Source organism: Methanosarcina sp. Kolksee, assembly GCF_000969945.1.
Lineage (GTDB): Archaea > Halobacteriota > Methanosarcinia > Methanosarcinales > Methanosarcinaceae > Methanosarcina > Methanosarcina vacuolata.
Genome location: NZ_CP009524.1, coordinates 3,047,912 through 3,073,294, shown reverse-complemented (window position 1 = coordinate 3,073,294; position 25,383 = coordinate 3,047,912). Strand labels below are relative to the sequence as shown.

The window sequence follows — 25,383 nt, the reverse complement described above, 5'->3', positions numbered from 1 at the left end:
TATTCCGGTGAAATCGGAGACAAAATTTCAAAAAAACTTGATCGGACGATGGCAGCTGTTCCATGTGGGCTGCCGGTATTACCGCCGCACTGGATTTTTACGGTTAATGTGTGGACTTATGAAGTGAAAGGAGAATATGAAATTTTTACGGTCATTGATAACGACAATGAAGCGATTCCTGAACCTTATTTTGGTCACAAAGGTCAGAAATATGTGAGAGAAGACGATGCAGTCGTTCTTAATAATAAATACATTGGTGAAAACACGCCTATAACTTTTAAGTTTAGTGGATACGCGGCTACAATAGTAGGACTAGGCCCAAAGGGTGTTGGGGATAAACTGGGAAAAAGTACTGAAGAATCAATAGGATACGAATATCTTTTATCAAGATTAGGAGGAAGCAAATGAAAGCTGGAGTTCTGATTTTAGGGTTGCTTTTACTGTCTCTTGTTGACATTGTTTCTGCATCTTCTCCCTACGGCTCAATTGATGTATATTATAATGATAAAATACTGCCTGGAGACGAAATAGCAAAACCTATTCTGAAAATTGGTGAACCTTTTAAGGTAAAAATAGTTATGACACTAAATCAAACATCAAGATTATTTATTGAAGTTGACAGTATTGGATCTGAATCTCCTTATGAGGTAATTGAAGGCCCTTCTAAATTTGCTGAAAAGAAACACTTTGAATCCTTAGACCCGGGAATATATACTTTTGAGTGGGTTTTAAAACCTACCAAAGAATCGGCAGATTGGTCTATGCCCCTAAACTTCTGGTACCAGGTACACGAAGAGGGAGAAGATGAGCCTGCTGTAAAAGGAGAATTTACAGTTGCGTACCCTCATGTCTCCAACGAATACTACGAAGGCGGAACTCCTACTTCTGAGCAATCTGAGTCCGAAAATCAACCCACTTCAAAAAAGCCAGCTTCAGAAAATTCACCTTCATCAGCATCTGTACCAGCTTTCAATTTAGTAACTGCAATTTCGGCACTTGTGCTTGTATTCTTCAGATTCTCTCGACAGTAAATGAACTTGAAGCTATTCCGAATAGAGTGGATACCGACATTAAGATAGGAGTTGCAAATGGGATCTGCGTAGTTATAGTAAACAAGGTGGTTCTTAGCTGTTTTGTGTGATGATTAATATTTACTTCCCAAAAATGGGTAATATTTAAACAGATTTTGTTTTTCAAAGCCATAATTAGAATTAATAGTTTTCTTACACGAAAATGGTAAGATTGTCCAGTTCAAGCTTGTTAGCCATGTTACAGACTGACCTTAACTTCGGTACAAATTTAGTCTATTTTTGAATAATGAATAAGTTCATTCATAATCTGCCTCTAAGTGTTTTTGCTTAGTTATATTTGTTTTCTAAACTTTGTGTATAAAAAATTGAGTACTTATGAATAATAACATACTTATTATATTTATATAATAAGTAGCTTATATCATCTTTTGAGTCATAATATTCTTTATGAGTACTCCATTAAAACTTGAATATGTCCAATTAGATAAAATTGATGAAAGAATTCTATTACTAGGTGCCGGTTTTAGTAAAAATTTTGGAGCTCCGTTAGCAAATGAAATGTGGTATTTAATATTTAATCATAAGGAAATTCAGTCAAAACCACGAATTAGAGAATTTATGCTAAATAACTTTGACTATGAAGACGTTTACAATTCTGTATTAGAAGGTTTTGAAGACAAAACGGGACTATTTGGCGAAAAATACTCATTTATCGAATTCAAAGATGATGAAAAAGATGCTATCAGGGAAGCTACAAACTTTGCATATGGGTACATTGATCACGTTTTCAGCCAATTTATGGAATATACGGAAAACTCCAAAAAAGACGAAACGCGACAAAAAGAGATACTTACAGGTGTTTCTCAATTTATATCTCTTTTCCAGCAAGTTTATGATTATTTGACAGCTGATGGAAATGCATACTGTTTTGCCAATGGAGATAAGTTAAAGGTGTCCTCAGGTAAAAGCTCTTTCATATTTACTCTCAATCAAGATTTATTTTTTGAAAAATGTTACCCAAAAATTTGTACTGAAATGGATTACCAAAAAATTTGTATCCCAGGAATTAAGGAAGAAAATGGTTCTGATTTAGTTAAGTTACCAAGCGAAGATAAATTATATAGCAATAATATTTTGTCAAACGAAAATTTTTTCCTAATAAAGCTTCATGGTTCATATAACTGGCAAGGTATTGACGGCAATAAAGCAATGGTTATTGGAAAAAATAAAATCAATCAAATCAATAAAGAACCTCTCTTAAGCCTTTATTTCGAAATCTTTAAAAAAGTGCTCTCCCAAGATCAACATCGATTGCTTATAATAGGTTATGGCTTCGGCGATGATCATATCAATCATGTAATCTCGGATTCCATAACAAATCATGGACTAAAAATATACATTCTTTCACCAGGATCAATTGAAAAATTGAAAGATAAAATAACAAAAGATAGCGAAAATTCTATTACGCTAGAAGAACATGAAAATTTGGTTACTATCTATAAAGGAATTTCAGGTTACTTCCCTTATACAGAGATTTTTACAGGAAATGATATTCTCGATAAACCAATAAAGGAGTACTTTAAAAGCGTTTTCTTAGACGATGATAAATAAAGACTCTTCGCCATTTCCTATGGATAAGATGATTTTCAATTCAAGATCGTATTGGTTTTTATGAGGACATTACGACGATATCCATACAAAACAACGAAGAGCCTAAATAAATGGTATAAAATTACTCGTCCTATTCTCCAGAATTCAAAAGAGACTCGATGTGAGGGCAATTCTATAAATTTTATTACATATATCATAAAATATAAAATGAGTTTTTCCTTTTCTTTTTATTAAGACATTCAAATATTTCTGTCTTATACAGTCATTGAGAAAGTTTGAGCATTTCCAACATAGTAACTTTTTCAATAAGTTATTGGGAAACTTCCATGTTTTTCTGTATTTCCAATAAACGTCCGATTTATGTTAAAATAAACATATGACGGCAGTTCAAATAGTTTCTACCACCTTAAATAGGGTTTTTGGAATTTTTCTTCTGTGATCTGCACAGACATTGATGATCTAAAATAAACACCGTAAAACGCTTAAATATTAGGAGTTACGCAGTTGGCTCCTAGCATATCGTTTTTTCCAAACTTACAAATATCTGAATTAATTTAATGTGTATAGTGGATTATTTAAATATGCTGTCACTGCGACTCTTCTAATTTTCATAGCACTTTCAAACCAGGATATTCCACTTTTGATTCTTTGTAATTCCAGTCTGAGAAAAGCTCTTAATGAGAACATTATATGTGCTCTTTGTGACTCTTCCTTTCTTGCCTGACATTTCTCCACACCACAAAATTGCTTTATCCCTCTATGATATTCCTCAATTTTCCATGACTTCTTTGCCAAGTCTTCACGTTCTGCTTCATCCATCTCCTGCACATCTGTAACCCAGTGTTGCGTGTCTCCATCTTTTGAAACTATCCTAAACACCTTTACAAATCCATATGCTTTGAGGTGAACCACACGTCCTTTTGGTGGAATATCTACTGTTTCAAGTGGCACATTTCCTTTATTGTCGGGATTTACCAGACGATTACTTTTTAACCTTGTAAGTAAATGCCATTCTTTCTTCCTGATGGCTTTAAGGTTTTTCACACTTGCATACCATGTATCAAATAAAACGAATTTGGGATTAAAACCACGTTCTTCGGCTTTGTCAAGCATATCACGGAAATGGTCATTCTTTGTTTTGTCGTCTACATCGATGTTATAAATTCGAAAATCGATAGGTATAACGGTTGTACCGTTAGTCCAAACTAAGGTAACCAGACCTATTCCCTTTACAGTACGATGATGTTTTCCACTCCACATACGACGAACAAAAGCCATTTCTTCTGCGTATGGTTTATCCAACGTTGAATCATCAACAATTAGGTATCCTTCCTTAAGCTTGACATAACTTTTTACTTCCTCCCATAGTGCTTCCGTGTCTGGAGGTTGTCTTTGAAGGCAACGAGTAAAAGCATCATGAGAAGGAGCAGCTACGTTTGGATAACATCTAGCAGCTTCAGTACAACTAAAAACGTTAGAAGCAGCTATGAGAAAATTAATGTAGTAAATGTCGGTACACTTAGGTGGATTTATGTCCATAACTCCGTATGTTTTTAGAGGGATACTAAACCATAATTATATTTTTAATGATATGAAGCTTTCGGCATTTCAACTGCGTAAGTCCTAAATATTTTTAGTACTTATATTCATATGCAGACCTATTTCCTAGGTTTGGTCTGTAATCATAAGGAGCAGGTCTTATTCTTTATCTGCTCCTCACAAACCCGTTGACGGAGTTGTTCTTTCCCGCCGACTTACATCTTGTTTTTTGAGTAGAATTTTAGAATAAGTTTGTAGAGCCAGTAAAATAATTATAAACAAGCTCAATATAAAATATAAGTAATTTGACACTAATACAATATTGCTCTCGTCATGATCCTTTGATTTCCGCAAACATCGACGAGCATATCAAAAATATGTTTTTTCTCCAGACTACGAGTGCCTTTTGCTTCTTCTGACCACCTAATTCTATTACATTGGTCATCGGTTAAGGAATTTTCTTGCCCGAAAACTATCGATTTTGCATTAGAAGCCTGCCTTAAGTTTTTGTCTCTTTACATGAAATCGATACCCTGTTCCAGCTCATAATTTATTAAAATATTTGATACATATTGAGGAAATTGACACAATTTGTCACGATTCCTCACTTAACCGAAGACGCATGAATAAAATTTTAAATAAAATGACACACATATATAGTTTAGGATTTAAACTATATATTTAACGTCTGAAAACTATAATTTTATACTGAGGAGTTTTTACATGTGTAAGAATGCATAAAAAGGGTGGTCGCATGAATATTATATTTTGGCACTTTTAATTATCGCTTTCATGATCTGGTTTGTGTTTTTTATTCTGTTTAAACTGCTGGATATTATCGTACATATAATATCTAAAAAAAGTAATACGTTGATACCTTTTTTGCGAAGGCTCTGTCCTGCCTTCTAGCAGATTATAACAAAGATGTTGCAGAATTATAACAAAGATGTTGCAGGATGGGAAGTAATTATACCTCCCTAGGCAGATGTTGTCTGAATTGATGCGCTCAGGTTAAATTGGCTTTTTTACCTGAGGTCCAGTGGCCCGCAGGGAACTATGTGGGAACTGTCGGGTCGAGGTTGCAAGGATGATCACATCCCAAGCTGAAGCCACCCAATATCTGCTTGATCACTTGGCCACTTCTTCTATTTCGTGAATGTTTCTTCGTACAATTTTGTTTCATTATCATTCGTAACAACTGAGCAGGAAGGAACTTATCCCTCAAAAAACCTTTTTCTTCGAAAAACGTCTTTGCACATTTTTTCCGTCCCTACTTTCAGTTTTCTCTATAAAGCCTATAATTTCATATTCAGAGATTTCCTTCTTATCGCTTAGACGTAGTTTTTGATAAAAAACTCGCGTATAAGTAAACAAGACAAGTTTTGTGTTTTGCGGTGAAGAAAAAGATGCAGAATCTAAAAATAATAACTGATATTCAAATGTTGTTTGCTAAAAAAACATTTTATGCGGGAATATTATTTGCTTGGAACCAATTTTTCATATAATTTATTTTAAATAAGTTTGGGAATAATTATAGCTTGTAACTCCATGAGAATCAGAGAGCAGATCCAACCTCACAAGAATAAGAGAACAAAACCCAAACGAACGGATAAAAACGAGTGGATAGACCACTAAGACAAAACGAATGGGTCAACACAAAGGAGAAATGACTGGGATGGTATGTGAGTAGAAAATTGCTTGGAAGATGTTCTAATTCAAAGAATATATTAAGGGAATGTTTTTTGGGTTACTTTTCGGGGGATAGGTAACAGGAACAAAAAGTCTTCCAGGCATTCTCTAATCTTTTTAAACTGTTTTTCTTACAGGCGTCGTTGGTGAGTGATAAGCATAGTTGCCTAAAATACAGTAATTCTTTCAAAACAACTGTGTTTTCGTTTTATCTCAATATAATTTCACTTTTTTAATTTTCTATAATTATAGTTATGTATCGTACACAGGTGGCTTACTTTTTAATTCAACTTTTAATTTGCTTCATTTTACATGATCACTTTTCATTCCTAAAACGGAGTTGGAATTTACTCGATGACTAATTTTTTGCGTCGCTTGATGTTGTATCGTGTACTAACTTTTAAACAGTTTTGAGTCTGCGAAATTATTTCAGGATACAACAATGCTATTATATTTCTCAATAGCAAAACTCAAAATATATAGAATATATCCAAAAACTATATAATAAATTTGGTTTATTTATATTTTGGAGGTACAAAGTGATTCGATTCAAAAAATACCCAGGATCCATACAACTCTTATTTTCAACAAAAAAGCTTCGTCTCGGAGTGACCTCTTTCTCAATCGATTCACTTGTACTTCCAGACAGATCTCCTTATGAGCTGCAGATTGCTCTCGTCTGCAGCTCACAAGATCAAAATAGCAAATCAACAATTGCGTAATAAGTTATTACAGTTCAGTGATCTCAGCTTCATTCTTATTTCAAAGAAATTTGAAGATGTTATTGTATTTATGCTTGCTGACGTGGTAAATGACTGGAATTGCTGAGGTTCTGTGATCTTCACAGACATTGAGAATCTAAAATAAACACCACGAAAACATTTAAATATTTTTAACACTGATATTCCTATGCAGACCTATTTCCTAGGTTTGGTCTGTAATCATAAGGGGCAGGTCTTATTCTTTCCCTGCCCCTCACAAACCCGTTGGCGGGGTTTCTCTTCCCCGCTTACTTATATCTTGTTTTTTGAGTAGAATTTTAGAATAAGTTTGTAGAACCAGTAAAGTCACTATAAGTATACTCGGTAAAAAACTTAAGCACTTTGGCACTAATACAATGGCGCTTTCGTAGTGAGCATCTGAATTTCTGCAAACATCGAAGAGCAGGTTAAAAATCTGTTCGTCATCCAGATTACGAGTATTTTTTGCTTCTTCTAGCCACCTAACTCCATTTACACTTTGAGCCACAGATAGGTGATTCCAATTCATTAATTAGTAAAATTCACACAATTATTGTATCAGTGCTATTATTTTTCTCAGTATTATTTAAGTAGATGCTACTACTTATTATATCTAGGAACGGGAACATATTCTCATAACTGTATTAACCAACCCAAGTATATACACCACCACCCCCGTTCCAAAAAACGGTTCTCATCGTCACCGGCTATCAACCCTCTTTTCATATTCTTCAAAAAAGATAAGTGAATAAAAACACTGTGGATAGGCTCTAAATAGATTGTAAACCCGAACAGTGGGAAATTTATATTATGCCCTTATTTCGGAGGGTTAATTTATCCATTTTAATATGACATCAGCATTACGAGCAGGTGCTTTAAGGTTCTGCTTTGCCGGGTATCCGAAGATCAGCGGCGCGATAAGCTTATGACCCTCTGGCACTCCTACCTCCTTCAGGAATTCCATATCGTAGCCCAGGCCTTCAGCCAGACCTATCCAGCAACTGCCGATTCCTAAAGATTGAGCTGCAAGCATCATATTCTCAGCGGCTAGAGAACAGTCATGCTCATTGATAACATCGGGAGACGCAAACAATAAAATGAGAACAGGCGCTTCATAGAAGATTCGAGTTGCCGGTTTCGATAAAAATTGCACAAATTTTGCCAGCTCTGGGTTTTCGGTATCTTTGTATGCAGCAAGGAAAGCTTTCTTAGCACGGTCATCATATTCCTCGATGAGCTGCTTATTTTTTATGACCACAAACCGCCATGGCTGCTTATTCACGGCTGTGGGGGCATATGTTCCCGCTCTTATAATTTCTTTGATTATTTCGTCGGAAACCTCTTTATCAGAAAAATTGCGCACAGATCGACGCTGGTAAATATTGTCTAGCACTGCATTTGAAATATTTTCTCCGGTAGTTATGCTATTGTCGGTCAAGAACTCACCATTAACAGAATAAAGAGCGAATCTATTTAATTGCTATCTCAGATTAAAAACAACGTTTATCGATGTTGTATCCTGAAATGATTTCGCAAGTTCAAAACCATTTGGAAGTTCAATATACAATACAACAACAAGCGATGTAAAAGGTTAAACGCTGAGTAAACTCCAGTTCATTTGGTATTTTGGAACGATTATGTAAAAGAAACAAATATTGAAGTTAAATTAAAATATTAGGTCATCTGGATACGATATTTACGTAATAAAAGAAATCAAAAAACGAAATCAAAAAACGAAATAAATTCAGGATAAAACACTCTCATTTTATATAGTTTAAGATTTAAAGCACACCGGATTTTCAGTTTAACTTAACTATGTCTTAACGTACGTTGTAGGTCAGATTTGTAAAAACAAGTACTGAAATTAAGTTAACAAAATTTCACTAATCAAGCTGTCTCAAAACTATAGTCAATTCTGCAATTGAGATAATTCATCCTGCTTTAAGGCAGATATATAACTGAACTTTAGAGTAACTTCCGGTCTGATTTTAAAGTCAACAATGTCAAGTTAATTATCTAATTGTAGAAGTGGATCGAGTTTTGAGGCCGTATGTAATAGAAAATTTTAGAGGATATTAATAAAAATGGCTTGAATTTTTAGAGGTAACAAGTTGGATAATATTACTAAAAACAATCGGCTTCTTTGGATTGATATAATTCGAATTATTGCAATAATTGCCGTCGTAGCTATTCACGTAGAAGATTCGTTTATTTTTTACTGGAATAAAATCCCACTTACAGATTGGTGGGCATCAAACATATATAACGGATTCATACGGTTTCCAGTGCCCATTTTCCTCATCTTAAGCGGTTATTTGTTGCTGGATAAGCAAGAAGATGACAAAATATTCTTTTCAAAACGATTTAGCAAGGTCGTTATACCTCTAGTGGCATGGTCAATGATATATTGGGTATTCAAGAATAATTATAATGTGCTTAGCTTATTCACTGCTAATTTTGTGCAGCAATTATTTGCTAACAAAATATATTTTCATTTATACTTCCTCTATGTAATCATCGGATTATATCTCATTACTCCTTTGCTACGAAGAATCCTGGTGCATGCAAGTGCTTATGATGTACGTTATTACTTGGTATTGTGGCTTTTCTTTGTGCCCATAAGTAGCTTATTAGGATTACTCGGATACAGAAATGGAATACCCTTAGTGGCTGCAACCTGGGATTTTGGTTTTTTTTTCATAGGCTATGTAATTAAAAAAACCAGGATAACTAAGAAAATAGTATACTTATCCAGTCTTCTGGTTATAGTTTCAATAGTAGTTACGATCATTGGGACCTATTATCTTACTGGTAGGAGTGAAAATTTTTACGGTTCGGTTCATGTTTTGTTTGCCATAACATCAGTAACTTATTCCCCATGTCTGTTTATATTGATAAAGGCGATATTCAGTCGCTTTTCAGTAGGTATAGGGTCGGCATCTGGAAAATTAATAAACGCAATTGGTAGAGCAACTATGGGAATATACCTTGTCCATCCAATGCTATTACATTTTATAGTACACGGAGTGTCAGGGATACGTTTGTTATCGGTAAAGGTATTAAGCCCAATCGTATCAATTCCGTTGGTGACGTTTTTGCTGGTTGTTTTATCATTTATTATTGTGTTGATTTTACAAAAAGTACCTTTACTTAAAAAGATTGTTCCATAACCTCTGATGGTATATTTTGTTTAATTGTTTACACTTTTACATTTTACAGTAAAAACATACACACTTTTACTTTTGACCTTGAAACCAGAGCTTCCCACTTATTCACTCTTTCCAGAACATGAGCATTAAGAGTAAATGGGTTATCTGTTTGACATTCTCCTTCACGTAAAACACCTTTAGAAAACCCTAATGAATAGATAATTGAAGTAGTCATGTTATGGTTAATAGATTTCTGAACCGAATACAGATGAAAACTGATTTAAAGAGATTATCTTCTTAAAGAGCTTGTTTTCTTAGAGATTATTTTCTTAAAGAATTCTTTCTCAAATATCGATTTTTTCGGTTTATGGGTTCAGCTTCAAGGCTGTGAATATGCCTTTCAATCGCTTTTGAAGAGTGAAGGAAAGAGAGTGTATATTCAGAAAGGACAATTCTGGTACCTGAGATATACTGCTTCAAAAGTCCTCTGGCAGTTAGCTTATCGACCTGCTCGAGAGAAACAATAGCAAGATACATGAGAAGTCGAATGAAAAACACAAGATGAAGCACAAGCATCTTAACCCAGGGACTGTCCGAACTTATCGCCATCCCGCAGATCCAGCTGCAAAGCCTGAGTGAATATGAAATAAGCCTGCTTTTATATAAATTCAAAAGCAGTAGGAGGAGTATAAGAAAAGATAGACCTCCAGCTATGAGATATATTTCATGCGTTGAATCCATAAGAGTCACAAACCCTTACTTTCTGTTACTATTTTAATTTATGCACTTTTATTCGTTCTTCGGAGTGTATGATAAAGTTAAGAAGTTGCAACTGGAATTTACAGCGTTAAATAAGGAACGGGCGTGATTCAGCTAAGGACACATAAAGGAAATAATCATAGTCTGATAGGATGACCGGAAAAGTGAAAATCCGACCGACAAAAAAGATTTCTGCCCCTGCGTCCCTGTACCCCATTTTCAGCAGATGTTTCAACATAACATTACTTTTGAGATAGACTCATTCAAAAATTTAAGAATTTTCTGTATCTGCTAAATGTGGATATTTTTTTAGAACTAGATAAGCGTACATCAACGCTGCTAGCCACCCACCAATCGCCCCCAACTGGATCCAATCTCCTGATATTGTATATAATTTCACAATGAGTACGATATTAAGAACTGAGCCTACCATCACGAGGATATGTAATCTTTTTTCAAAACGGGCAGTAACTTGCATTGGTCCTCCCTTTTTTCGTAGTCTTATTCTTTATTTTTTTAAGCGTATTACTATTTCTATTTTTTCTGGTCTCTCCGGGAGTTAATACCAAATCTTCTGTTATCGGCTCTTCGCTGTTTTTTGTGTATAACCATCACAAAATCCAACACGGCTGTGAATTGAAATTCATCTTACCCACGATAATGACGAGGAGCCATAACTGTTTTCATATCTGAAATCTCTGCTTTTTAAAATCTAAATGAAATCTTAAAATCAATATCAATAGGCATATTTTTCGTACGCGGAATAGATACATAAGGTAAATATAACCAATAAGGCAAGTGATAAAATGAATAGTATAACCGATAGAAGAAGAATCGCTATGGATTTTCTCATGCTTACATTATGTACAATCATACCACCCACGATGTTGAGATATACATAGTAAATTCCAGCGATGAAGTTGAGAATAGGAATCCAGGCAAGTACCGCTGGAGCATTTGTATAAAGCATGAAATTCACAGTACTATTGTAATTTCCTGTTCCCCCAAGTGCTTTAGAAGCAAGATTGAATGCCTGAGCCATGATGAAGGCACATTGGATACATATAATAAATGGTTCAATAATATTCGAAAATATAATAAAGTTGGATCCCGAATCCTGCATAGTGCTTGATGTTAATATGCTAGGCTGAAAACCAAACCTTAACATACCGTCGCGGAACAGTGTAAAGAAAAACACGTTTAGGATAATGCTAATTAATGCAAAAATTAGCGGATCAGTGTATCCTTCAGCTGTTTGCATTCTCCTGAAAAAATCAGAAGGTCTTAGCATAACCTCTTTCCAGGTTTTGATATAATTCATAGCTATCTCACTTTGAAATTTTAGATACAATTGAGGTTCTATTATTTTTCGATTAAATTTCTCATTTTTCAATAATATTAGATAATAATATTTATTTTACTAAAAAATTTGGTTAAATCAGTTTAAATTCAATTTAATTAATTTTTCTAACATTAATTTTGATTATAATACTTTTTAGTTGTGTAATAGTGAAAAATTCTCTAGTTAAATTCTCAACACGTAATTACTATTTTATTTTCACTCAATTTGTAAAAGAAAATCACATAAAATAATTTTTTAACAATAGGTATCTTTAATCAGGCTTTTATCACTGAACTCTAATCACTGAACTCTATATTCCTCTCTATATTCATCTACATTTTGCGATTCTATTTTAAAGGCATTTGATTGGATTTTTGGATGAAATAAGTTATTTTAAGCAATTTTTTTGCTTTTAATGCCATTTCGTTGATTTTGGCAAAACTTCAATTGAACTCAAAACGTTATAACTTTTACACACTTTTATATTCCTTATCCCCAAAATATCTAACAATTTATATTTCAATAATTGCGTGCTGTCCATCTAACCCAAAAGCGTATCAGTCCAGTTTCGCTTGTAAGCTTGACGACTCATGCGGTGGTTCATTTTTGATTCTTCATGGCACGTATCCTGGCGGATTGTCTGGTTTTGGACTAGAGACTTTCCACGTTGTCCTAAGAGCTTCACATATTGACGCTACTATCAACACATATCTTAGTAGGATTATCTCAAGCGGAAGAGATAGCGTCTAAGCAATACGTTTTATAACTTCTTGTCGCACCATGGCATAGATTCTTGCCGCACGGCATGAAAGTATATAAACATAAGGAAAATATTTTCAGTATGCCATATTTGTTGACGCTATCTTCCCTGGCCAACCAGCCGATAACCATCAAATTACCTGGGTTTTGAAGCCGTTCATATTCAAATGAATTTTTTTAAGTTTGAACTGAATTTTTCTCTTTCACCCTGTAGTACAGTGCTCCCTCAGCTTCCCATTTATCAACCCAATGTTCATCGCCGTATTATTTCCGATTAAACATCTCTTTCTAATTATATTAACCACCATTCTTACTGGATTTTATAGCCAGAGGAGTAATGTCAAAAAATAGATAATGAAAGAAAACCAATTATCTATGAGGAATAATTATTGGACGTTTTTCAGCGCCTGATACCGATACTTAAAAATTAATACTCAAAAGGGAAATGAGGGGGAAAAATTGGAGAAAAAATTTAAGATTTTACTGACTATTGGGACTTTACTGCTGTTAATGGGCGTGCTCCTTACTTTTACCAGAGACCCACTTTTGTGGGGAACAGGGACCGTAACTGCACTATTCATGATTCTGCTTTTCAGGATAGACCCTCTAAGTCCGAATGAGTAATGGGAAAAAGAGGTCCAGAGCCACAATTCTTTGACGTTGCTTGTCCGAACAAAAACTGCAAACTATATGGTCTTACTGGTCAAGGCAATATTACTGGGACTGGAACTTACATATAGTCGCCTCTTTGTATAATGCAACATTTATATATTTAATATGATTCTATTAATTTAGTTATGAGTTTAGAGATGTTTACTACTTCTGATATTGCCACAGCTATATGTCTTTCCTGTGACAAAGATGAGAAGTTAAGACTTCAAGCATTATTGTTGGTTAAAAATGGTTTGAGTCCAGCTAAAGTTGCAGAATATTTTTCAGTTCACCGTTCAACAGTTCATCGTTGGATGAAAAGAGCTGAAGAAGAAGGTTTGTCTAGCCTTAAATGTAAACCTGGTAGAGGAGTAAAGTCCTATTTAACTGCAGAACAACTTTCTGAATTAAGGAAAACACTCTCAAAACCTATCCCAACAGACGATGGTTTTTCTCGCGGTTGGCAAACAAAAGATGCAATTCAATTTGTCAGAGAGAAATTTGGGATATCTTATTCCAAATCAAGAATGAGACAAATTATTAAAAATTTGGGATTTAGTAGAATTATATGTAGACCTCAATCAAAAAGGCGAAATCAGGCATTAACAAACGAATTTATTGCTGAAATCAAAAAAAAGATTCCTAAATCCTAACCATTTATTCGTCACCCAGGATGAGAGTAGTTTTTATGTAGATTCAAACAGAGCGAAATGTTGGGCAATAAAAGGCTCTAAACCTATTAAATATATAAATGGTTCAAAAGCCAAAATCAACCTTGGAGGATTCTATACTGAAAACGGAGACTTTTATTGGTATGATTTAGGAATTAAAAAGAATACAGACTCTCTTATAAAATCATTAATCAAGTTTAAAAAAGAAATAGGAAGAAAGATATTTCTTCTAATGGACAGAGCACCGTGGCATAAATCAAAAAAGGCAAGGAAATTCTTTCAAAAAAACAAATATTGGTTGCAAATATTGCTTTTTCCTCCAGCTACTCCAGATAGGAACCCAACAGAATATTGTTGGAAAGTGACAAGAGAAGACTTAACGTCAATAAAATCATTCAAGAATGTGAAAGTATTGAAGGAAGAACTGGATGAGTTTTGGGAAAAACATACATTCACACACAAAATGTCGCATTATTTAAAATGGTGACTATAAGTCGTGGGAAAAAATAAGAAGATATCTTTGCCATCATTGCGGCAAAGTATCCAATGACCATACAGGCACTTTTTATCATGATCTTCGCAAAGATGAGTAAACTATTGATTTAGCTTTAAAAATGTATATGAAAAAACAGTATTTTGTAGAGAAGTTAGTTGAGTTGGTTAATAAATATCTTTCAGATAAAATTCCTTTTTTTGTCACAGATGGGTTGAACCTTCATAAAGAAGTTCTTTTGAAACAATTTGGAGTTTTGAGGGAGTACCCACTAACCGGGAAAAGATACACCTGCAAAAGTGGCAGGAATTGTGGACTCAATTGTATGTTATATGTCGTGCTCTTTAAAAGCCTGTAAAGATAAAAGATTCGAAAACCGACCCAGCAACAGCTATTGACAAATATAAATATTTTAAATTTAGTTAAGAACTACCGCAGGGTTCAAAGCTCTTACTTTGTTCTTCTTAGTAGCCTGCGTTGCTACTTACAGCCTGCCAGATTCTCTTTGATAGCTCGGAATACTGAGCTTTTGGGTCTCCTATTTTCTGAATAAAAGAATTTGCGCCATTCTCAATTGCCTGGTTCATAAGTTCGTCTCTACCCACACCTGTAAACAGGATGAAAGGAGTGTCAATTCTTTTGTCACGAATAGTTTTCAAAAGCGTGATGCCGTCCATTAAAGGCATATCATAGTCTGAGACTACCACATCATAGGAGTTTTTCTCCAGCCTCTGAAGGGCTTCCCTTGCAGAGTCTACAGTATCCGAGGTTATATCATGAAAGACTTCTAAGAAGGTTTTTGATAGCTCCAAAAACAAAGGGTCATCATCTACAAGCAGTATTTTCACGGGGATCTTCTCCTGAGGTTATTATCTTGCAACCTTCTTGTGGATCATTACGCCACTTATCATCTCCTATGTACCAAAATTGCACCCACAACTACCACTAAATGCTATTAGTATAAATGTCTTAATTAATATAAAAAGTTATCTTTTATATAAAGTTATTTTTTACTTCATAAATAGGAGCTTGAAAGAAAAATTAAGGTATGGGAAGACGTAAAAAAGTGTTTTTTAAGAAAATAATGAATAAAAACAAAAAATGAAGAATAAACAACAGAGAATAAAAATGAAGAATAAACAACAGAGAATAAAAATGAAGAATAAACAACAGAGAATAAAAATGAAGAATAAATAACAGAGAATAAAAATGAAGAATAAATAACAGAGATAAAAGATAAACGAAAAAAGAAGGGAGTTATCCCTGATTAATGAAGCTATCCAATTCTTTTTTCAACATCTGGCTAAGGATTTTTCCGTCGACAGTGCCTCTGTATTCCTTCATGACAATGCCCATTAGGGGACCAAGAGCTGCCGGACCTTTTTCCTTGATAAAGTCTCCTCTTTCCCTGACGGTTTTCTTAATGAAGTTTTCGACTTCTTCGGGGTCAAAAGCACTGAGTCCGAGATTTGAGATCGCTTCCGGCGCGTTCAGTTCAGGCTCTTTTGCAAGAGCGGCCAAAAGGTCCTGGATTGCTTCTTTTGCGATTTCCTGATTTGAAATAGCTGCAAAAAGCCCTTTGAAATGCTCATCCGTAAGGTTTTCGGTCTCTACCCCGTTTCTCCGTATTTCAGGAACGATCCCTACAAGAGTTCTGGCAATGAGGGTTGAGTTTACATTTTCATCTTTTTTGTAAATCTCTATCAGTTCCTCAAAGAGAGGGAGATGCCTTGAATAAGCTATTTTTTCAGCAAGCTCTATATTCAGGCCATTTTCGGAGACAAAACGTTTCGCTCGTTCAGTAAGGAGTTCGGGAACCTCAATTGAATCGAAGTATTCCTGCGATATTTCGATTTGAGGCACATCGGTTTCAGGGTACATCCTTGCAGCACCAGGAAGGGGACGCATATAGGCAGTGTTTCCATCGGGAAGAGCTTTTCGGGTCTCTTCAGGAATTCCTTCAATGGCTTCTTTTGCTCTTTGAATAACCGCTTCAATTGCGAGCCTGGCTTTTTCAGGTTCGTCCGCAACCATTATTACAGCATCCCCTGCAGATGCGCCTATCGCATCCCGGACGGTCTTGACTTCTTTTTCGGTGATCCCATAGTTGGGAAGTTCGTCGGTGTGGAAAATCCCTCCAACGCCTGCAGTTTTTGCCCTGTCTGAAAATTCGGTCCCAAGTCTTCTTCCTGGCTGCACTTCTTTGCCTACCATCCCATCGAACTTCCTGAGAAGGGCCGCAAGAACTGCACCTTTTTTCACACCTTTTTGCAGGACCTTGGATTTCGTGTCTACAAAAAGCCCTGTTATGTCGTAGATTTCCTCGCAGACGAAAGCTTTTCTCTCCATAAGCTCCTGTCTGATAAAAAGAAGATTTAACTGCCTTTCAACTTCCCTGCGGACAATATCTTCTATAAGGTCAAGCGCCTGAACACCTTTTATTTCGACTCTTGCGCCTTCGGCAATTGAGATATTTACATCCTGCCTGATCGTGCCAAGTCCTCTCTTTACTTTCCCTGTAGACCTGAGGAACATTCCTATCTGCTCGGCGACTTCCCTTGCTTGGCGAGGAGACTTGATATCCGGTGCTGTTGCGATCTCCACAAGCGGGATTCCCAGCCTGTCCAGGGAATAAATGATCGAGTCTCCGATTTCCTCTACTTTCTGGGCAGCTTCTTCTTCCACGCAAAGGCTGTCAATTCCGCAATGCCCCTGGGAGGTTTCAATAAATCCATCACTTGCAAGAAAAGCAGTCCTCTGGAACCCGCTTGTGTTAGACCCGTCTACCACGATCTTTCTCATAACATGCATCTGGTCGACAGGCTTCATGTTGAAGAGTTTTGCAATCCCGAGAGAAATGTCCAGGGCTTCCTTATTGAGTTCTCTTGGAGGCTCTTCATCATTTTCTATAAGGCAGGTCGTGTCATAAGCCTTATAGATATACTTCCTCCGGATCTTGGTCTGCTCCACCGCAGCCCTGTCTTTTTCTCCCATCTCACTTTCCGTAGCCCTGAGATACCTGAAAAACTCGAAGTCTGAGTCCTTGACATCCCTTATAAGGGTCGGACACCTGCAGAACAGCTTCTCCTTCGAATCCAGCTGCTGGTGAATTTCAAGTCCGGCTTTCAGCCCAAGTTCACTATAATCATATTTTTCCATATTTTCACCCGAATCTAAGCAGGAAGCGCCTTAATTCTCTTTAATTTAAATTGAATTCCCTTAAACTTTCCTTGTAAACTTTCCTTAAATTTTCTATAAACTTTCCTTGAATTTTCTGTAAACTTTCCTTGAATTTTCTGTAAACTTTCCTTGAATTCCCTTAAACTTTCCTTGAATTTCCTGTAAACTTTCCTTGAATTCCCTTAAACTTTCCTTGAATTTTCTGTAACCTTTTCTTAATTTTATTTAATTTTTATTATTCTCTTCAGCCCTTTTTAATTCTCTTTTAAGTCTTATCTTTTAAATCCAGCTCTTTTTGTTCTCCTTTCGGTTTTAAGCCCTTCGGCTAATTACTTCCTCTCTTCTTTTATAACCTTTTTGCGCCCGATTCCTTTCTTAGCTTTTTTAGGTGCTGCACTGGCAATTTCAATTGTTATTGATCAATTGTTGAGTAATTGAATAATTATTGAGTAGAAAATTAAATGTAAAAGGCATTATAAAATGTATAAAGGTATCTCTGTATATAAGAGTGAATCTAAAAGTGAAGCAATTGAATTGACTCGCGAAGTAATAAAATCAGTAAATAAGTAAAGAAGTGCTGGCTGCTCCCAGGTAGATTAATTCTTCTCGAAAATTATTTTTAGCATTGAAATTCTTTTTAGTGTTGAAATTATTTTTAGTGTTGATCTGTGCAGAAGAAATCTCGTATCCTCTTTAAATTCAATCGAGAATTTTCCAATTTGAAAAATGTGCAACAATTTTATCATATCGTCATAAAATTGAATTCATCGCTTGAAGTTGTTTTTAAATTGAGTTAAATTTTTAAATTTTCAGCAAACACCTGAAATTTACTTCTATTTATAAAACTTCTATCTGTAAAATTTGCAGAAGATACCATTTTTTCCGTGGTTGAAACTCCACTAAATTTGAAGAGAATTCCATTAAAAAGAAAAACAGTAAAGAAAAAAATTTACTGAACCTTACATAAATCGTTCAAATCTTTCCTTTTTCGCTTTACAGATAGGACAGACTCCAGGCGGTTCGTCCATGGCACAGAGATATCCGCAAACCTTACATCTCCACACCGGTTTTGAAAGTTTCCCTGTAAATTCCATAGTTTCCATCATCTCGGATCTTTTCTTTTCTTCAGCCCTTTCGGCGTCCCTCTGTTCTTTCGGAGGGCGCCTTTCAGGAATCGATTCTACGCTTCTTTCTCCCCGGCTAACCTCGTCTGAAACGTAAAGCGCACAGTAACAGGCTCCAAAGTCATTCAGGTCAGGGTCTCTATAGTAGCAGGGACAGACAATATCCAGGTCCTCTTCCAGGTTATTAGCAGAAAGTCGGCATGGGCAGGACCAGTATCCGTACCGCCGTTCATTCTCGAGCAGGCCCCGTACTAGATCCTTTGTGAACTCAACGTCAGGGTTAAGGTGATATCCCGATTTTTCAACCTGATTGTTCAAACGCTTATAGACTTTGTCCACCAGTTCTTCGGTTATATCTTCTTCAGCGGCTTCTTCTTTCAGCCCAATTCCCCCTTAAACAAAAATTTCTGAGAATAAGTTTTATCGAAAACTTTTTCAAAAAAAGTTTTTATCAAAAACGAATTATTTCCTACAAAATCTTCAGTCTGATTTATCCCTTAAATCCAAGGGCTTCACGGATTTCTTTTTCTCTAAAACCCACGATCGCTTTTTCCCCATTTATAACAGTTGTCGGGAAAGAGGTTGAAGGGTTGAAGTGTCTTACTTCCTCAACAGCCTGGTTTTCTTCTTCTCCTTCAAGCTTATCCACGTATATAAAATCGAAATCTACACCAAGATCAGTAAGCAGTTTCTTTGTCCTTTTACACCATACGCAGGTGCTAAGGCCATACATTACAATCTTACCCTTGTCAATTCCGGAAATGTGATCTCCTTTTTCTTTATCCAGAGTAGATACATCCATTCTGTTAAACCCCCGGCTACGATGAAGTTATGGCAGTATGCCTATGAGTTACTTTACCTTGAAAGCGCGTTTTTATCTGAGCCTGCAGACAAATTGAAGCTCTGCCAGGCTGCAAGTGTTATAAATTGCTTATAAGAAAATATAAACTAAAGTATATAAGTTTAGACATGCCAATAGAAAAGACCAGTAAAATAAGAATTTTCAGCCGGATCGAATTTTCACCTTGAAACCCAAAAAAGGTGTGAAGGAATTGTTATCTGCCCGGCCTTTCAAATTTGAACACCAGTTTTTTGAACACCAGTTTTCGTCTACATCTTCAAGCATACAGGATAAGGAATACGAATATTCTTATTTTATCAAGCCCATCCGGACATACCATTCATAATCATGGGCAAACCGCTCTTTATCAGATTTTACAAGCTGGCAGAAATATTCTGTTGTCTGGCGATGCATTTCATCCTGATCCGGATATTTTATCTCTCCACGAATCGATTTTGCCAGCTTTTTACCAAGCTCTTCGGCGTCTTCCGCAGCCTGCTCGAGTGCAGAAGGATACATCCCGACGGCAACACCAAGGCCACCTACAACGGTAACACCAAGAGTCATGAGCACGCTGTTCATGTATTCTACAACCACATCCGCCTTGCCTCCTCCTGCTGTGGACACTGAGCACCCGAATTTTCCGGTCAGCATCTGGCAATGGATAGCATCCGAAAGTCGGTCAAAAAAAGCTTTCATAGGGGCCGGAACCGAGTTAATATAATTCGGAGCTCCAAAAACAATTCCATCGGTGTTCAGAATTCTGTCAAGAAGCTCCTCAAAGTCATCGATCTGAGGACACTCTCCTGTCGCATAACAGGCTCCGCATCCTGTGCAGTATTCTATACGCAGTTTGTAGAGGTCTATCAGTTCGACGTCGGCACCTTCTGACTCCGCGCCTTTGAGCACGGATTTTACCAGTTGAAGAGTCTTGCTTTCATTTCCTTTCGGGCTTGCGTTAATTCCAAGAATTTTCACGATTACCACCTAGATTAAATGGGTTACGCAATGATTACATGAATTACACAGGATTAACGTATTATTTTTTGCCTTTTTCTGGAATACTGGCGTCAGCTGCAGGGTTCCTTTTTCCTCTCACGAGAGAGGCGAATATTCCAATAATGCAGAAAGCCGTAAACAGCGTGAAAGCATAATGCAGGCTTAAAATGAACTGGGGATAATATTCAGGCGTAATCTCTACGGGACCGATAACAATTGCAAAGATCATCATTGCAATACCCATCGACAGCATCTGGCCAAGGAGCCGCATAGTCCCATTTATTCCCGATGCGACGCCGTAGAACCTTTTATCGACAGAACTCATGATTGCATTCGTGTTTGGAGACGAGAAAAGCCCAAAACCTATACCAAGAATAATCAGGGTAATAACGAGTCGCCAGAGAGGAGTTGATTCTGTAAGGAAAATTAGAAGGAAGAGCCCAAGCGCAGTAAATGTCATCCCTGCAGACGCAACAATCCGAGGTTCAATCCTGTCAGAGAGCCGACCGGCAATTGACGAAACCATAGCCATGATGACCGGCTGCGCTACCAGGATAAGTCCGGCATGTTCTGGAGTGAAGCCTTTCGTGTACTGGAGATCGAGGCTTAAAAGAAAGGTCACTGCGTAAGTAGCGCTATAATTGATTAGTGCGGATAAGTTCGAAAAGGCAAAAATTCTATTTTTTGTCAGTAGGCCAATATCAAGAACAGGAAAAGGTGTTCTAATTTCATATAGAGCAAAAATAATTACTCCGAGCGTTCCCATAGCTAAGAGGGCAGCCCCTTTAAAGTCCGGGAGAACTGAAAAACCGTACATTACTGAAACTACCGCTATACCATATATGACTGACCCTATCAGGTCGAACTTTTCCCCTCTGCACTCAGCCCATTCACCTTTAATCTTCCATAAGATAAGGAGAATTGCCGTAATACCTATTGGAACATTTACGAAGAAGATGCTCCTCCAGCCAAGATACTGCGTCATTGCGCCTCCAAGTAAGGGGCCAACGGAAAGCCCAATGTAAACTGCAGTAATGTAAGTGCCAAGAGCTTTTCCACGCTCACCGGGCGGGAAGACTGAGGTAACGATAGCAACACCTGTCCCAAAGATCATTGCACTTCCAATGCCCTGGACGACCCGCACTCCAATCAGCATTTCCGCTGAGGAAGCCATAGTCATAATTAAAGACGAAATACTGAAGATCGTAATACCGTAGAGGAAAATCTTTTTCCTCCCATAAATGTCTGCGATTTTTCCGAAAGGGACAAGAAACAATGCTGATGAAAGGAGGTAAGCAGTCGCAACCCAGGAAAGGGCAATAGCATCCATGTGAAATTCGGCCCCAATCGCAGGCAGGGCAATATTTACTGCCGAACCGTCAAAAGGGGTAATAAATCCCGCCAGTATAGCAATAAGAAGCACGACCTGTTTCCCTGTGCCGACAACAGGAGTATCAGGTGTACGGCAGATTTCCGGATCTTTGGCAGGTGATCCGGCGTTATTTGTATCTTTTTTCATGTGTATCACTTATCAGAAGGGTCGTTATCTAAGGCTTGTGTCAGAAAAATCGCAATCGATTTATGCTCAGGATAGATTATTTCAGAGACGATACTCTTCTTCATTAATACTTTTCCTCGTTATGGCTGACTAATCGGTCATTTAGTACAATTTGTTGTATTAAACATTACGCTGAAGCAAAGTCTTGAAGCAACCGTTGACCCGCAACCGTTGCGCCGGTTTATCACAAACCGTTGCGCCGGTTTATCACAAACCGTTGCGCCGGTTTATCACGCCGATAGGGTTTGGGGATAAGGTTATCAGACTCAAACGGTTCTAGGGATTTTCGATCAAACCTTTTGAAAAAAATGGGTTGCAATAAATTTGAAAACACAAATTAAACTATTAGAATAGAGTAATAATTAAATTAAGACTACTTAGAATTAAGATTATCCGAAAATTTTCTTTCAGTACTGTTAAAACCGCATAAGGTTTAAAAGAAATTAATGGTTTAGGCGAGGTAAGATCTTAAGGTTAAGTTTATATTTTAAGGCTAAATTTACAACAAGCCGAGATAATGCAAAACCAGAAAGCCAAATTTAAAAGATGACTGCGACTCAGTTAAATATATAAAAATTGACAGGTTAAGCCGAAACCTATGCTTGTACGAAAATCGTTGGTGGATTAACCTATAATTTACCTATGGATTAAACTTAAATTATGCTAAATTATGCCAATATGAAGATCATAGAGGTTATAGACTCACAATGAATGAAATTATTACCTGGATACTAATCATACTCTGCCTGATGCAGTCCGCTATTTTTTCAGGAATGACTATTGGACTTTTCAGCCTTGGTAGACTCAGGCTTGAGATAGAGGCCGAAGCAGGCAGCAAAGAAGCTATCAAAATTTTGCAGATCCGGCGGGACTCAAACTTCCTGCTTACGACACTGCTCTGGGGAAATATTGCTGTGAATGTCCTCATTGCACAGCTTACAGGTTCCGTGCTGACAGGAGCTTCAGCTTTTCTCTTCTCTACTTTCGTGATCACCAGTTTCGGAGAGATAGTACCCCAGGCTTATTTTTCCCGAAATGCTCTGTCACTAGGAGCGAAACTAACCCCTGTAGTCCGGTTCTACCAGACGTTGCTTTATCCGGTAGCCAAGCCTACAGCCCTTATTCTTGACTGGTGGCTAGGCAGGGAAAAACTTGAACTCTTTAAGGAACAGTCCATGCGGATTATGCTCGAAAAGCATATTGAGTCGGGAAAGTCTGATATTGGCACTTTTGAGGGAATCGGGGCTCTGAACTTTCTCTCCATAGACGATGTCAGCATTTCCGATGAGGGCTCGCTAATAGACCAGAGAAGCATAATCTCGCTACCGGTTGAAAATAACCGTCCGGTATTTCCTCCTTTCAAAAGAGAACCAGCCGATCCATTTCTGCAAAAGATAGAAGCCTCCGGGAAAAAATGGGTAATCATTACCAACCCTCAGGACGAGCCTGTCATGGTTCTTGATGCGGATGGCTTCCTGAGGGATGCAGTCTACAAGAAAGGCCCATTTATTCCGCTTTCTTACTGCCACTTCCCGGTTGTGGTGAGATCTCCCAAGACCAGGCTTGAGAAAGTAATCAGGCAGTTTAAGGTGTATCCGCAATACCCTGAAGACGATGTGATCGATCAGGATCTTATCCTCTACTGGGACCAGGAGAAAAGAATTATTACGGGTTCGGATATTCTGGGCCGGCTGCTGCGGGGAATTGTAGTAGAATGTGATCTGAAATCAGGATGTGAACTGCCTGTTCCACCTTCTCAGCCAGGAGTTGCTAGAATAAGAAGTTTGAGAAGAGGAAAGAAGAAAGAAAGCGAAGAGCAGAAAAAAGAATGAAAATAAGCCGAAAAAGAGAGAGTAATTAGAGAATATGCGGAAAAAATTCCGAAAATAGACAAAAAAGCTGTAAGAACGCTCTTCTGTAAAAATACATAAAAAGCAATATATACGAGCGGTTCCTTTCCTAAATGAATTCTGGCACAGAATAATTAAAAATAATAAAATTATATCTGTTTGTCAGTCAGGTTTCAGCTATTTAGAGTATTTTTCAAACAATTGGCAGAAAAAAGGATTCAAATGACAATCAAATGTAAAAAATGCAATCATGAAGCCATCATTTTTCAGAAATATTCCGGGATGCACCTTTGCAAGAAACATTTTGTAGAAGACGTTGAAAGGAAAATCAAACTGACAATACGAAAAGAGTATAGTGTCCGTAAAAATGACGTAATAGCTGTTGCTCTAAGCGGGGGTAAGGACAGCTCGGTTGCCCTCTATATAATGCACAAAATTCTGGGTAACAGGCCGGACATTGAAATCGTTGCAATTTCAATAGACGAGGGAATACAAGGATACCGCCCCCATTCCCTCGAAGTTGCAAAAAGCCTCACGAAGATGCTCGGGGTGAGGCATATCATAAAGTCCTTCACAGAAGTACACGGAGTAACTATGGACGAGCTGGCTGCAATGGACCGAGAAAAAGGTGCATGCAGCTACTGCGGCGTCCTCAGGAAGAATATTCTTAATAGAACAGCGCTTGAAATTGGGGCAACAAAACTCGTCACAGGGCATAACCTGGATGATGAAGCCCAGACGATTCTTCTCAACCATTTAAGGGGAGATGTGGAGCGCATGGCCAGGCTTGCCCCGCCTGCAGCTATCGAAGGCCTGGTCTTGAGGGCAAAACCCCTGAGGAATATCCCTGAGAAAGAAGTGGCACTTTATGCTCTTGTGAATTCCCTCCCTGTGGACTTCAGCGAATGTCCATATGCAGGAGAAGCCCTTCGAGGAGAAATAAGGGAGCTTCTGAACAACTTTGAGGCAAAGCACCCTGGAACAAAATATTCCCTGTTAAGAGGCTTTGACAAGCTTGTAGGAGCACTTATTAAGGAAATGCCGCCCGCAAAAATTGGAAAATGCAGGATTTGTGGGGAGACCTGTACTGAAGATGTATGCCAGGCCTGTAAATTGCTCGGCCGAGCTTAAAAATAGAAAACAAAAGCAGAAAAATAAGGCTCTTCGTTGTTTTGTGTGGTTATCCTCGCAATGTCTTCATAAAAGCCAATGCGGTTTCGAATTGAAAATAATCTTATCCATAGGGTGAAGATTCAGAAATTATCTTTCAAAAAGACCTTTCAGAAATATCTTCAAGAAACAAACCTCTAAAAAGACCTTTCAGAAATATCTTCAAGAAATTAACCTCTAGAAAAGACCTTTCAGAAATATCTTCAAGAAATTAACCTTTAAAAAGA

The 25,383-nt window shown here is 37.2% G+C and carries 19 protein-coding genes and 2 pseudogenes; 10 read left to right on the top strand and 11 right to left on the bottom strand.

The features are described 5' to 3' along the window. The first annotated feature begins 48 nt into the window (after window positions 1-48). The 3 genes from MSKOL_RS20765 to MSKOL_RS12680 all read left to right on the top strand — a co-directional run bounded on the left by MSKOL_RS20765 (window position 49) and on the right by MSKOL_RS12680 (window position 2,642). The gene (locus MSKOL_RS20765; protein WP_048156781.1) at window positions 49-408 is read left to right on the top strand and encodes a hypothetical protein; all 360 of its coding nucleotides are present in this window, start codon (window positions 49-51) and stop codon (window positions 406-408) included. Then, window positions 405-1,031, top strand: a complete 627-nt coding sequence (locus tag MSKOL_RS12685; protein WP_048156779.1) for a sarcinarray family MAST domain-containing protein — start codon at window positions 405-407, stop codon at window positions 1,029-1,031. Before MSKOL_RS20765 ends, MSKOL_RS12685 begins: the two co-directional genes overlap by 4 nt. A gap of 447 nt (window positions 1,032-1,478) precedes the next feature. Continuing rightward, entirely contained in the window at window positions 1,479-2,642 is a 1,164-nt protein-coding gene (locus MSKOL_RS12680; RefSeq protein ID WP_048156777.1) for an SIR2 family protein, read from the top strand. Between the two features lie 549 nt (window positions 2,643-3,191). Here the strand turns inward: MSKOL_RS12680 and MSKOL_RS12675 are convergent. Together MSKOL_RS12675 and MSKOL_RS12665 are read right to left on the bottom strand one after the other, a co-directional pair. Further along, window positions 3,192-4,181 carry a transposase gene (locus MSKOL_RS12675; protein WP_052725393.1) on the bottom strand — a complete coding sequence of 330 codons (990 nt, stop codon included), beginning with the start codon at window positions 4,179-4,181 and terminating at the stop codon, window positions 3,192-3,194. A 3,258-nt stretch (window positions 4,182-7,439) separates the two neighbouring features. Continuing rightward, window positions 7,440-8,048 (bottom strand): nitroreductase, encoded by a 609-nt coding sequence (locus tag MSKOL_RS12665; protein ID WP_048156773.1) that lies wholly within the window; start codon window positions 8,046-8,048, stop codon window positions 7,440-7,442. 673 nt (window positions 8,049-8,721) lie between these two features. Between MSKOL_RS12665 and MSKOL_RS12660 the strand changes: the two genes are divergently transcribed. Beyond that, on the top strand, window positions 8,722-9,780 hold the full coding sequence (locus MSKOL_RS12660; protein ID WP_048156769.1) for an acyltransferase: 1,059 nt from the start codon (window positions 8,722-8,724) through the stop codon (window positions 9,778-9,780). Between the two features lie 300 nt (window positions 9,781-10,080). On the opposite strand, the gene MSKOL_RS12655 is transcribed toward MSKOL_RS12660, so the two are convergent. The 3 genes from MSKOL_RS12655 to MSKOL_RS12645 all read right to left on the bottom strand — a co-directional run bounded on the left by MSKOL_RS12655 (window position 10,081) and on the right by MSKOL_RS12645 (window position 11,809). Beyond that, entirely contained in the window at window positions 10,081-10,368 is a 288-nt protein-coding gene (locus MSKOL_RS12655) for a hypothetical protein (protein WP_229396880.1), read from the bottom strand. A 421-nt stretch (window positions 10,369-10,789) separates the two neighbouring features. Then, window positions 10,790-10,996, bottom strand: coding sequence for a hypothetical protein (locus tag MSKOL_RS12650; protein WP_048156767.1), 207 nt, complete (start codon window positions 10,994-10,996; stop codon window positions 10,790-10,792). 258 nt (window positions 10,997-11,254) lie between these two features. Beyond that, window positions 11,255-11,809, bottom strand: a complete 555-nt coding sequence (locus MSKOL_RS12645; protein WP_255352005.1) for a YIP1 family protein — start codon at window positions 11,807-11,809, stop codon at window positions 11,255-11,257. Between the two features lie 1,269 nt (window positions 11,810-13,078). On the opposite strand from MSKOL_RS12645, the gene MSKOL_RS20325 reads away from it, so the two are divergent. The 4 genes and pseudogenes from MSKOL_RS20325 to MSKOL_RS20320 form a co-directional block, all read left to right on the top strand. Beyond that, window positions 13,079-13,243 (top strand): hypothetical protein, encoded by a 165-nt coding sequence (locus tag MSKOL_RS20325; protein ID WP_156151084.1) that lies wholly within the window; start codon window positions 13,079-13,081, stop codon window positions 13,241-13,243. Then, a pseudogene (locus MSKOL_RS21655) lies at window positions 13,243-13,356 on the top strand (IS1 family transposase); the annotation flags it as partial. The gene MSKOL_RS20325 and the pseudogene MSKOL_RS21655, both read left to right, overlap by 1 nt. 60 nt (window positions 13,357-13,416) lie before the next feature. After that, window positions 13,417-14,428 (top strand): IS630 family transposase gene (locus MSKOL_RS19405; protein WP_156151083.1). Its coding sequence is split into 2 segments (ribosomal slippage): window positions 13,417-13,901 and window positions 13,900-14,428, totalling 1,014 coding nucleotides; the frame shifts between segments, so codons are not numbered across the junction. Further along, window positions 14,421-14,720: pseudogene (locus MSKOL_RS20320) on the top strand (hypothetical protein); the annotation flags it as partial. The gene MSKOL_RS19405 and the pseudogene MSKOL_RS20320, both read left to right, overlap by 8 nt. A gap of 178 nt (window positions 14,721-14,898) precedes the next feature. On the opposite strand, the gene MSKOL_RS12620 reads toward MSKOL_RS20320, so the two are convergent. From MSKOL_RS12620 to MSKOL_RS12595, 6 genes are all read right to left on the bottom strand, one after another. Beyond that, window positions 14,899-15,282: a response regulator gene (locus MSKOL_RS12620; protein ID WP_048156754.1), complete on the bottom strand. Its 384-nt coding sequence runs from the start codon at window positions 15,280-15,282 to the stop codon at window positions 14,899-14,901. A 409-nt stretch (window positions 15,283-15,691) separates the two neighbouring features. Further along, on the bottom strand, window positions 15,692-17,593 hold the full coding sequence (gene gatE / locus MSKOL_RS12615; protein WP_048156752.1) for a Glu-tRNA(Gln) amidotransferase subunit GatE: 1,902 nt from the start codon (window positions 17,591-17,593) through the stop codon (window positions 15,692-15,694). Window positions 17,594-18,573: 980 nt separating this feature from the next. Then, window positions 18,574-19,077 (bottom strand): ferredoxin-thioredoxin reductase catalytic domain-containing protein, encoded by a 504-nt coding sequence (locus MSKOL_RS12610; protein ID WP_231592226.1) that lies wholly within the window; start codon window positions 19,075-19,077, stop codon window positions 18,574-18,576. Between the two features lie 151 nt (window positions 19,078-19,228). Then, window positions 19,229-19,540, bottom strand: a complete 312-nt coding sequence (locus MSKOL_RS12605) for a glutaredoxin family protein (protein ID WP_048156749.1) — start codon at window positions 19,538-19,540, stop codon at window positions 19,229-19,231. Window positions 19,541-19,888: 348 nt separating this feature from the next. Then, window positions 19,889-20,557, bottom strand: coding sequence for a flavodoxin family protein (locus tag MSKOL_RS12600; protein WP_048156748.1), 669 nt, complete (start codon window positions 20,555-20,557; stop codon window positions 19,889-19,891). 61 nt (window positions 20,558-20,618) lie between these two features. Continuing rightward, window positions 20,619-22,097 carry an MFS transporter gene (locus tag MSKOL_RS12595; RefSeq protein ID WP_048156746.1) on the bottom strand — a complete coding sequence of 493 codons (1,479 nt, stop codon included), beginning with the start codon at window positions 22,095-22,097 and terminating at the stop codon, window positions 20,619-20,621. A gap of 746 nt (window positions 22,098-22,843) precedes the next feature. Here MSKOL_RS12595 and MSKOL_RS12590 point away from each other — a divergent pair. Both MSKOL_RS12590 and MSKOL_RS12585 read left to right on the top strand, forming a co-directional pair. Further along, entirely contained in the window at window positions 22,844-23,968 is a 1,125-nt protein-coding gene (locus MSKOL_RS12590) for a DUF21 domain-containing protein (protein WP_048121398.1), read from the top strand. 240 nt (window positions 23,969-24,208) lie between these two features. Beyond that, window positions 24,209-25,117: a TIGR00269 family protein gene (locus tag MSKOL_RS12585; RefSeq protein ID WP_048156744.1), complete on the top strand. Its 909-nt coding sequence runs from the start codon at window positions 24,209-24,211 to the stop codon at window positions 25,115-25,117. The last annotated feature ends 266 nt before the right edge of the window (window positions 25,118-25,383 follow it).

Excerpts from the sequence above, each read along its gene's own strand:
- MSKOL_RS20765 (WP_048156781.1), top strand. The coding sequence starts at position 49 with ATGGCAGCTGTTCCATGTGGGCTGCCGGTATTACCGCCGCACTGGATT.
- MSKOL_RS12685 (WP_048156779.1), top strand. The coding sequence starts at position 405 with ATGAAAGCTGGAGTTCTGATTTTAGGGTTGCTTTTACTGTCTCTTGTT.
- MSKOL_RS12680 (WP_048156777.1), top strand. The coding sequence starts at position 1,479 with ATGAGTACTCCATTAAAACTTGAATATGTCCAATTAGATAAAATTGAT.
- MSKOL_RS12675 (WP_052725393.1), bottom strand. The coding sequence starts at position 4,181 with ATGGACATAAATCCACCTAAGTGTACCGACATTTACTACATTAATTTT.
- MSKOL_RS12655 (WP_229396880.1), bottom strand. The coding sequence starts at position 10,368 with ATGGCGATAAGTTCGGACAGTCCCTGGGTTAAGATGCTTGTGCTTCAT.
- MSKOL_RS12650 (WP_048156767.1), bottom strand. The coding sequence starts at position 10,996 with ATGCAAGTTACTGCCCGTTTTGAAAAAAGATTACATATCCTCGTGATG.
- MSKOL_RS12645 (WP_255352005.1), bottom strand. The coding sequence starts at position 11,809 with ATGCTAAGACCTTCTGATTTTTTCAGGAGAATGCAAACAGCTGAAGGA.
- gatE (WP_048156752.1), bottom strand. The coding sequence starts at position 17,593 with ATGGAAAAATATGATTATAGTGAACTTGGGCTGAAAGCCGGACTTGAA.
- MSKOL_RS12605 (WP_048156749.1), bottom strand. The coding sequence starts at position 19,540 with ATGGATGTATCTACTCTGGATAAAGAAAAAGGAGATCACATTTCCGGA.
- MSKOL_RS12595 (WP_048156746.1), bottom strand. The coding sequence starts at position 22,097 with ATGAAAAAAGATACAAATAACGCCGGATCACCTGCCAAAGATCCGGAA.
- MSKOL_RS12590 (WP_048121398.1), top strand. The coding sequence starts at position 22,844 with ATGAATGAAATTATTACCTGGATACTAATCATACTCTGCCTGATGCAG.
- MSKOL_RS12585 (WP_048156744.1), top strand. The coding sequence starts at position 24,209 with ATGACAATCAAATGTAAAAAATGCAATCATGAAGCCATCATTTTTCAG.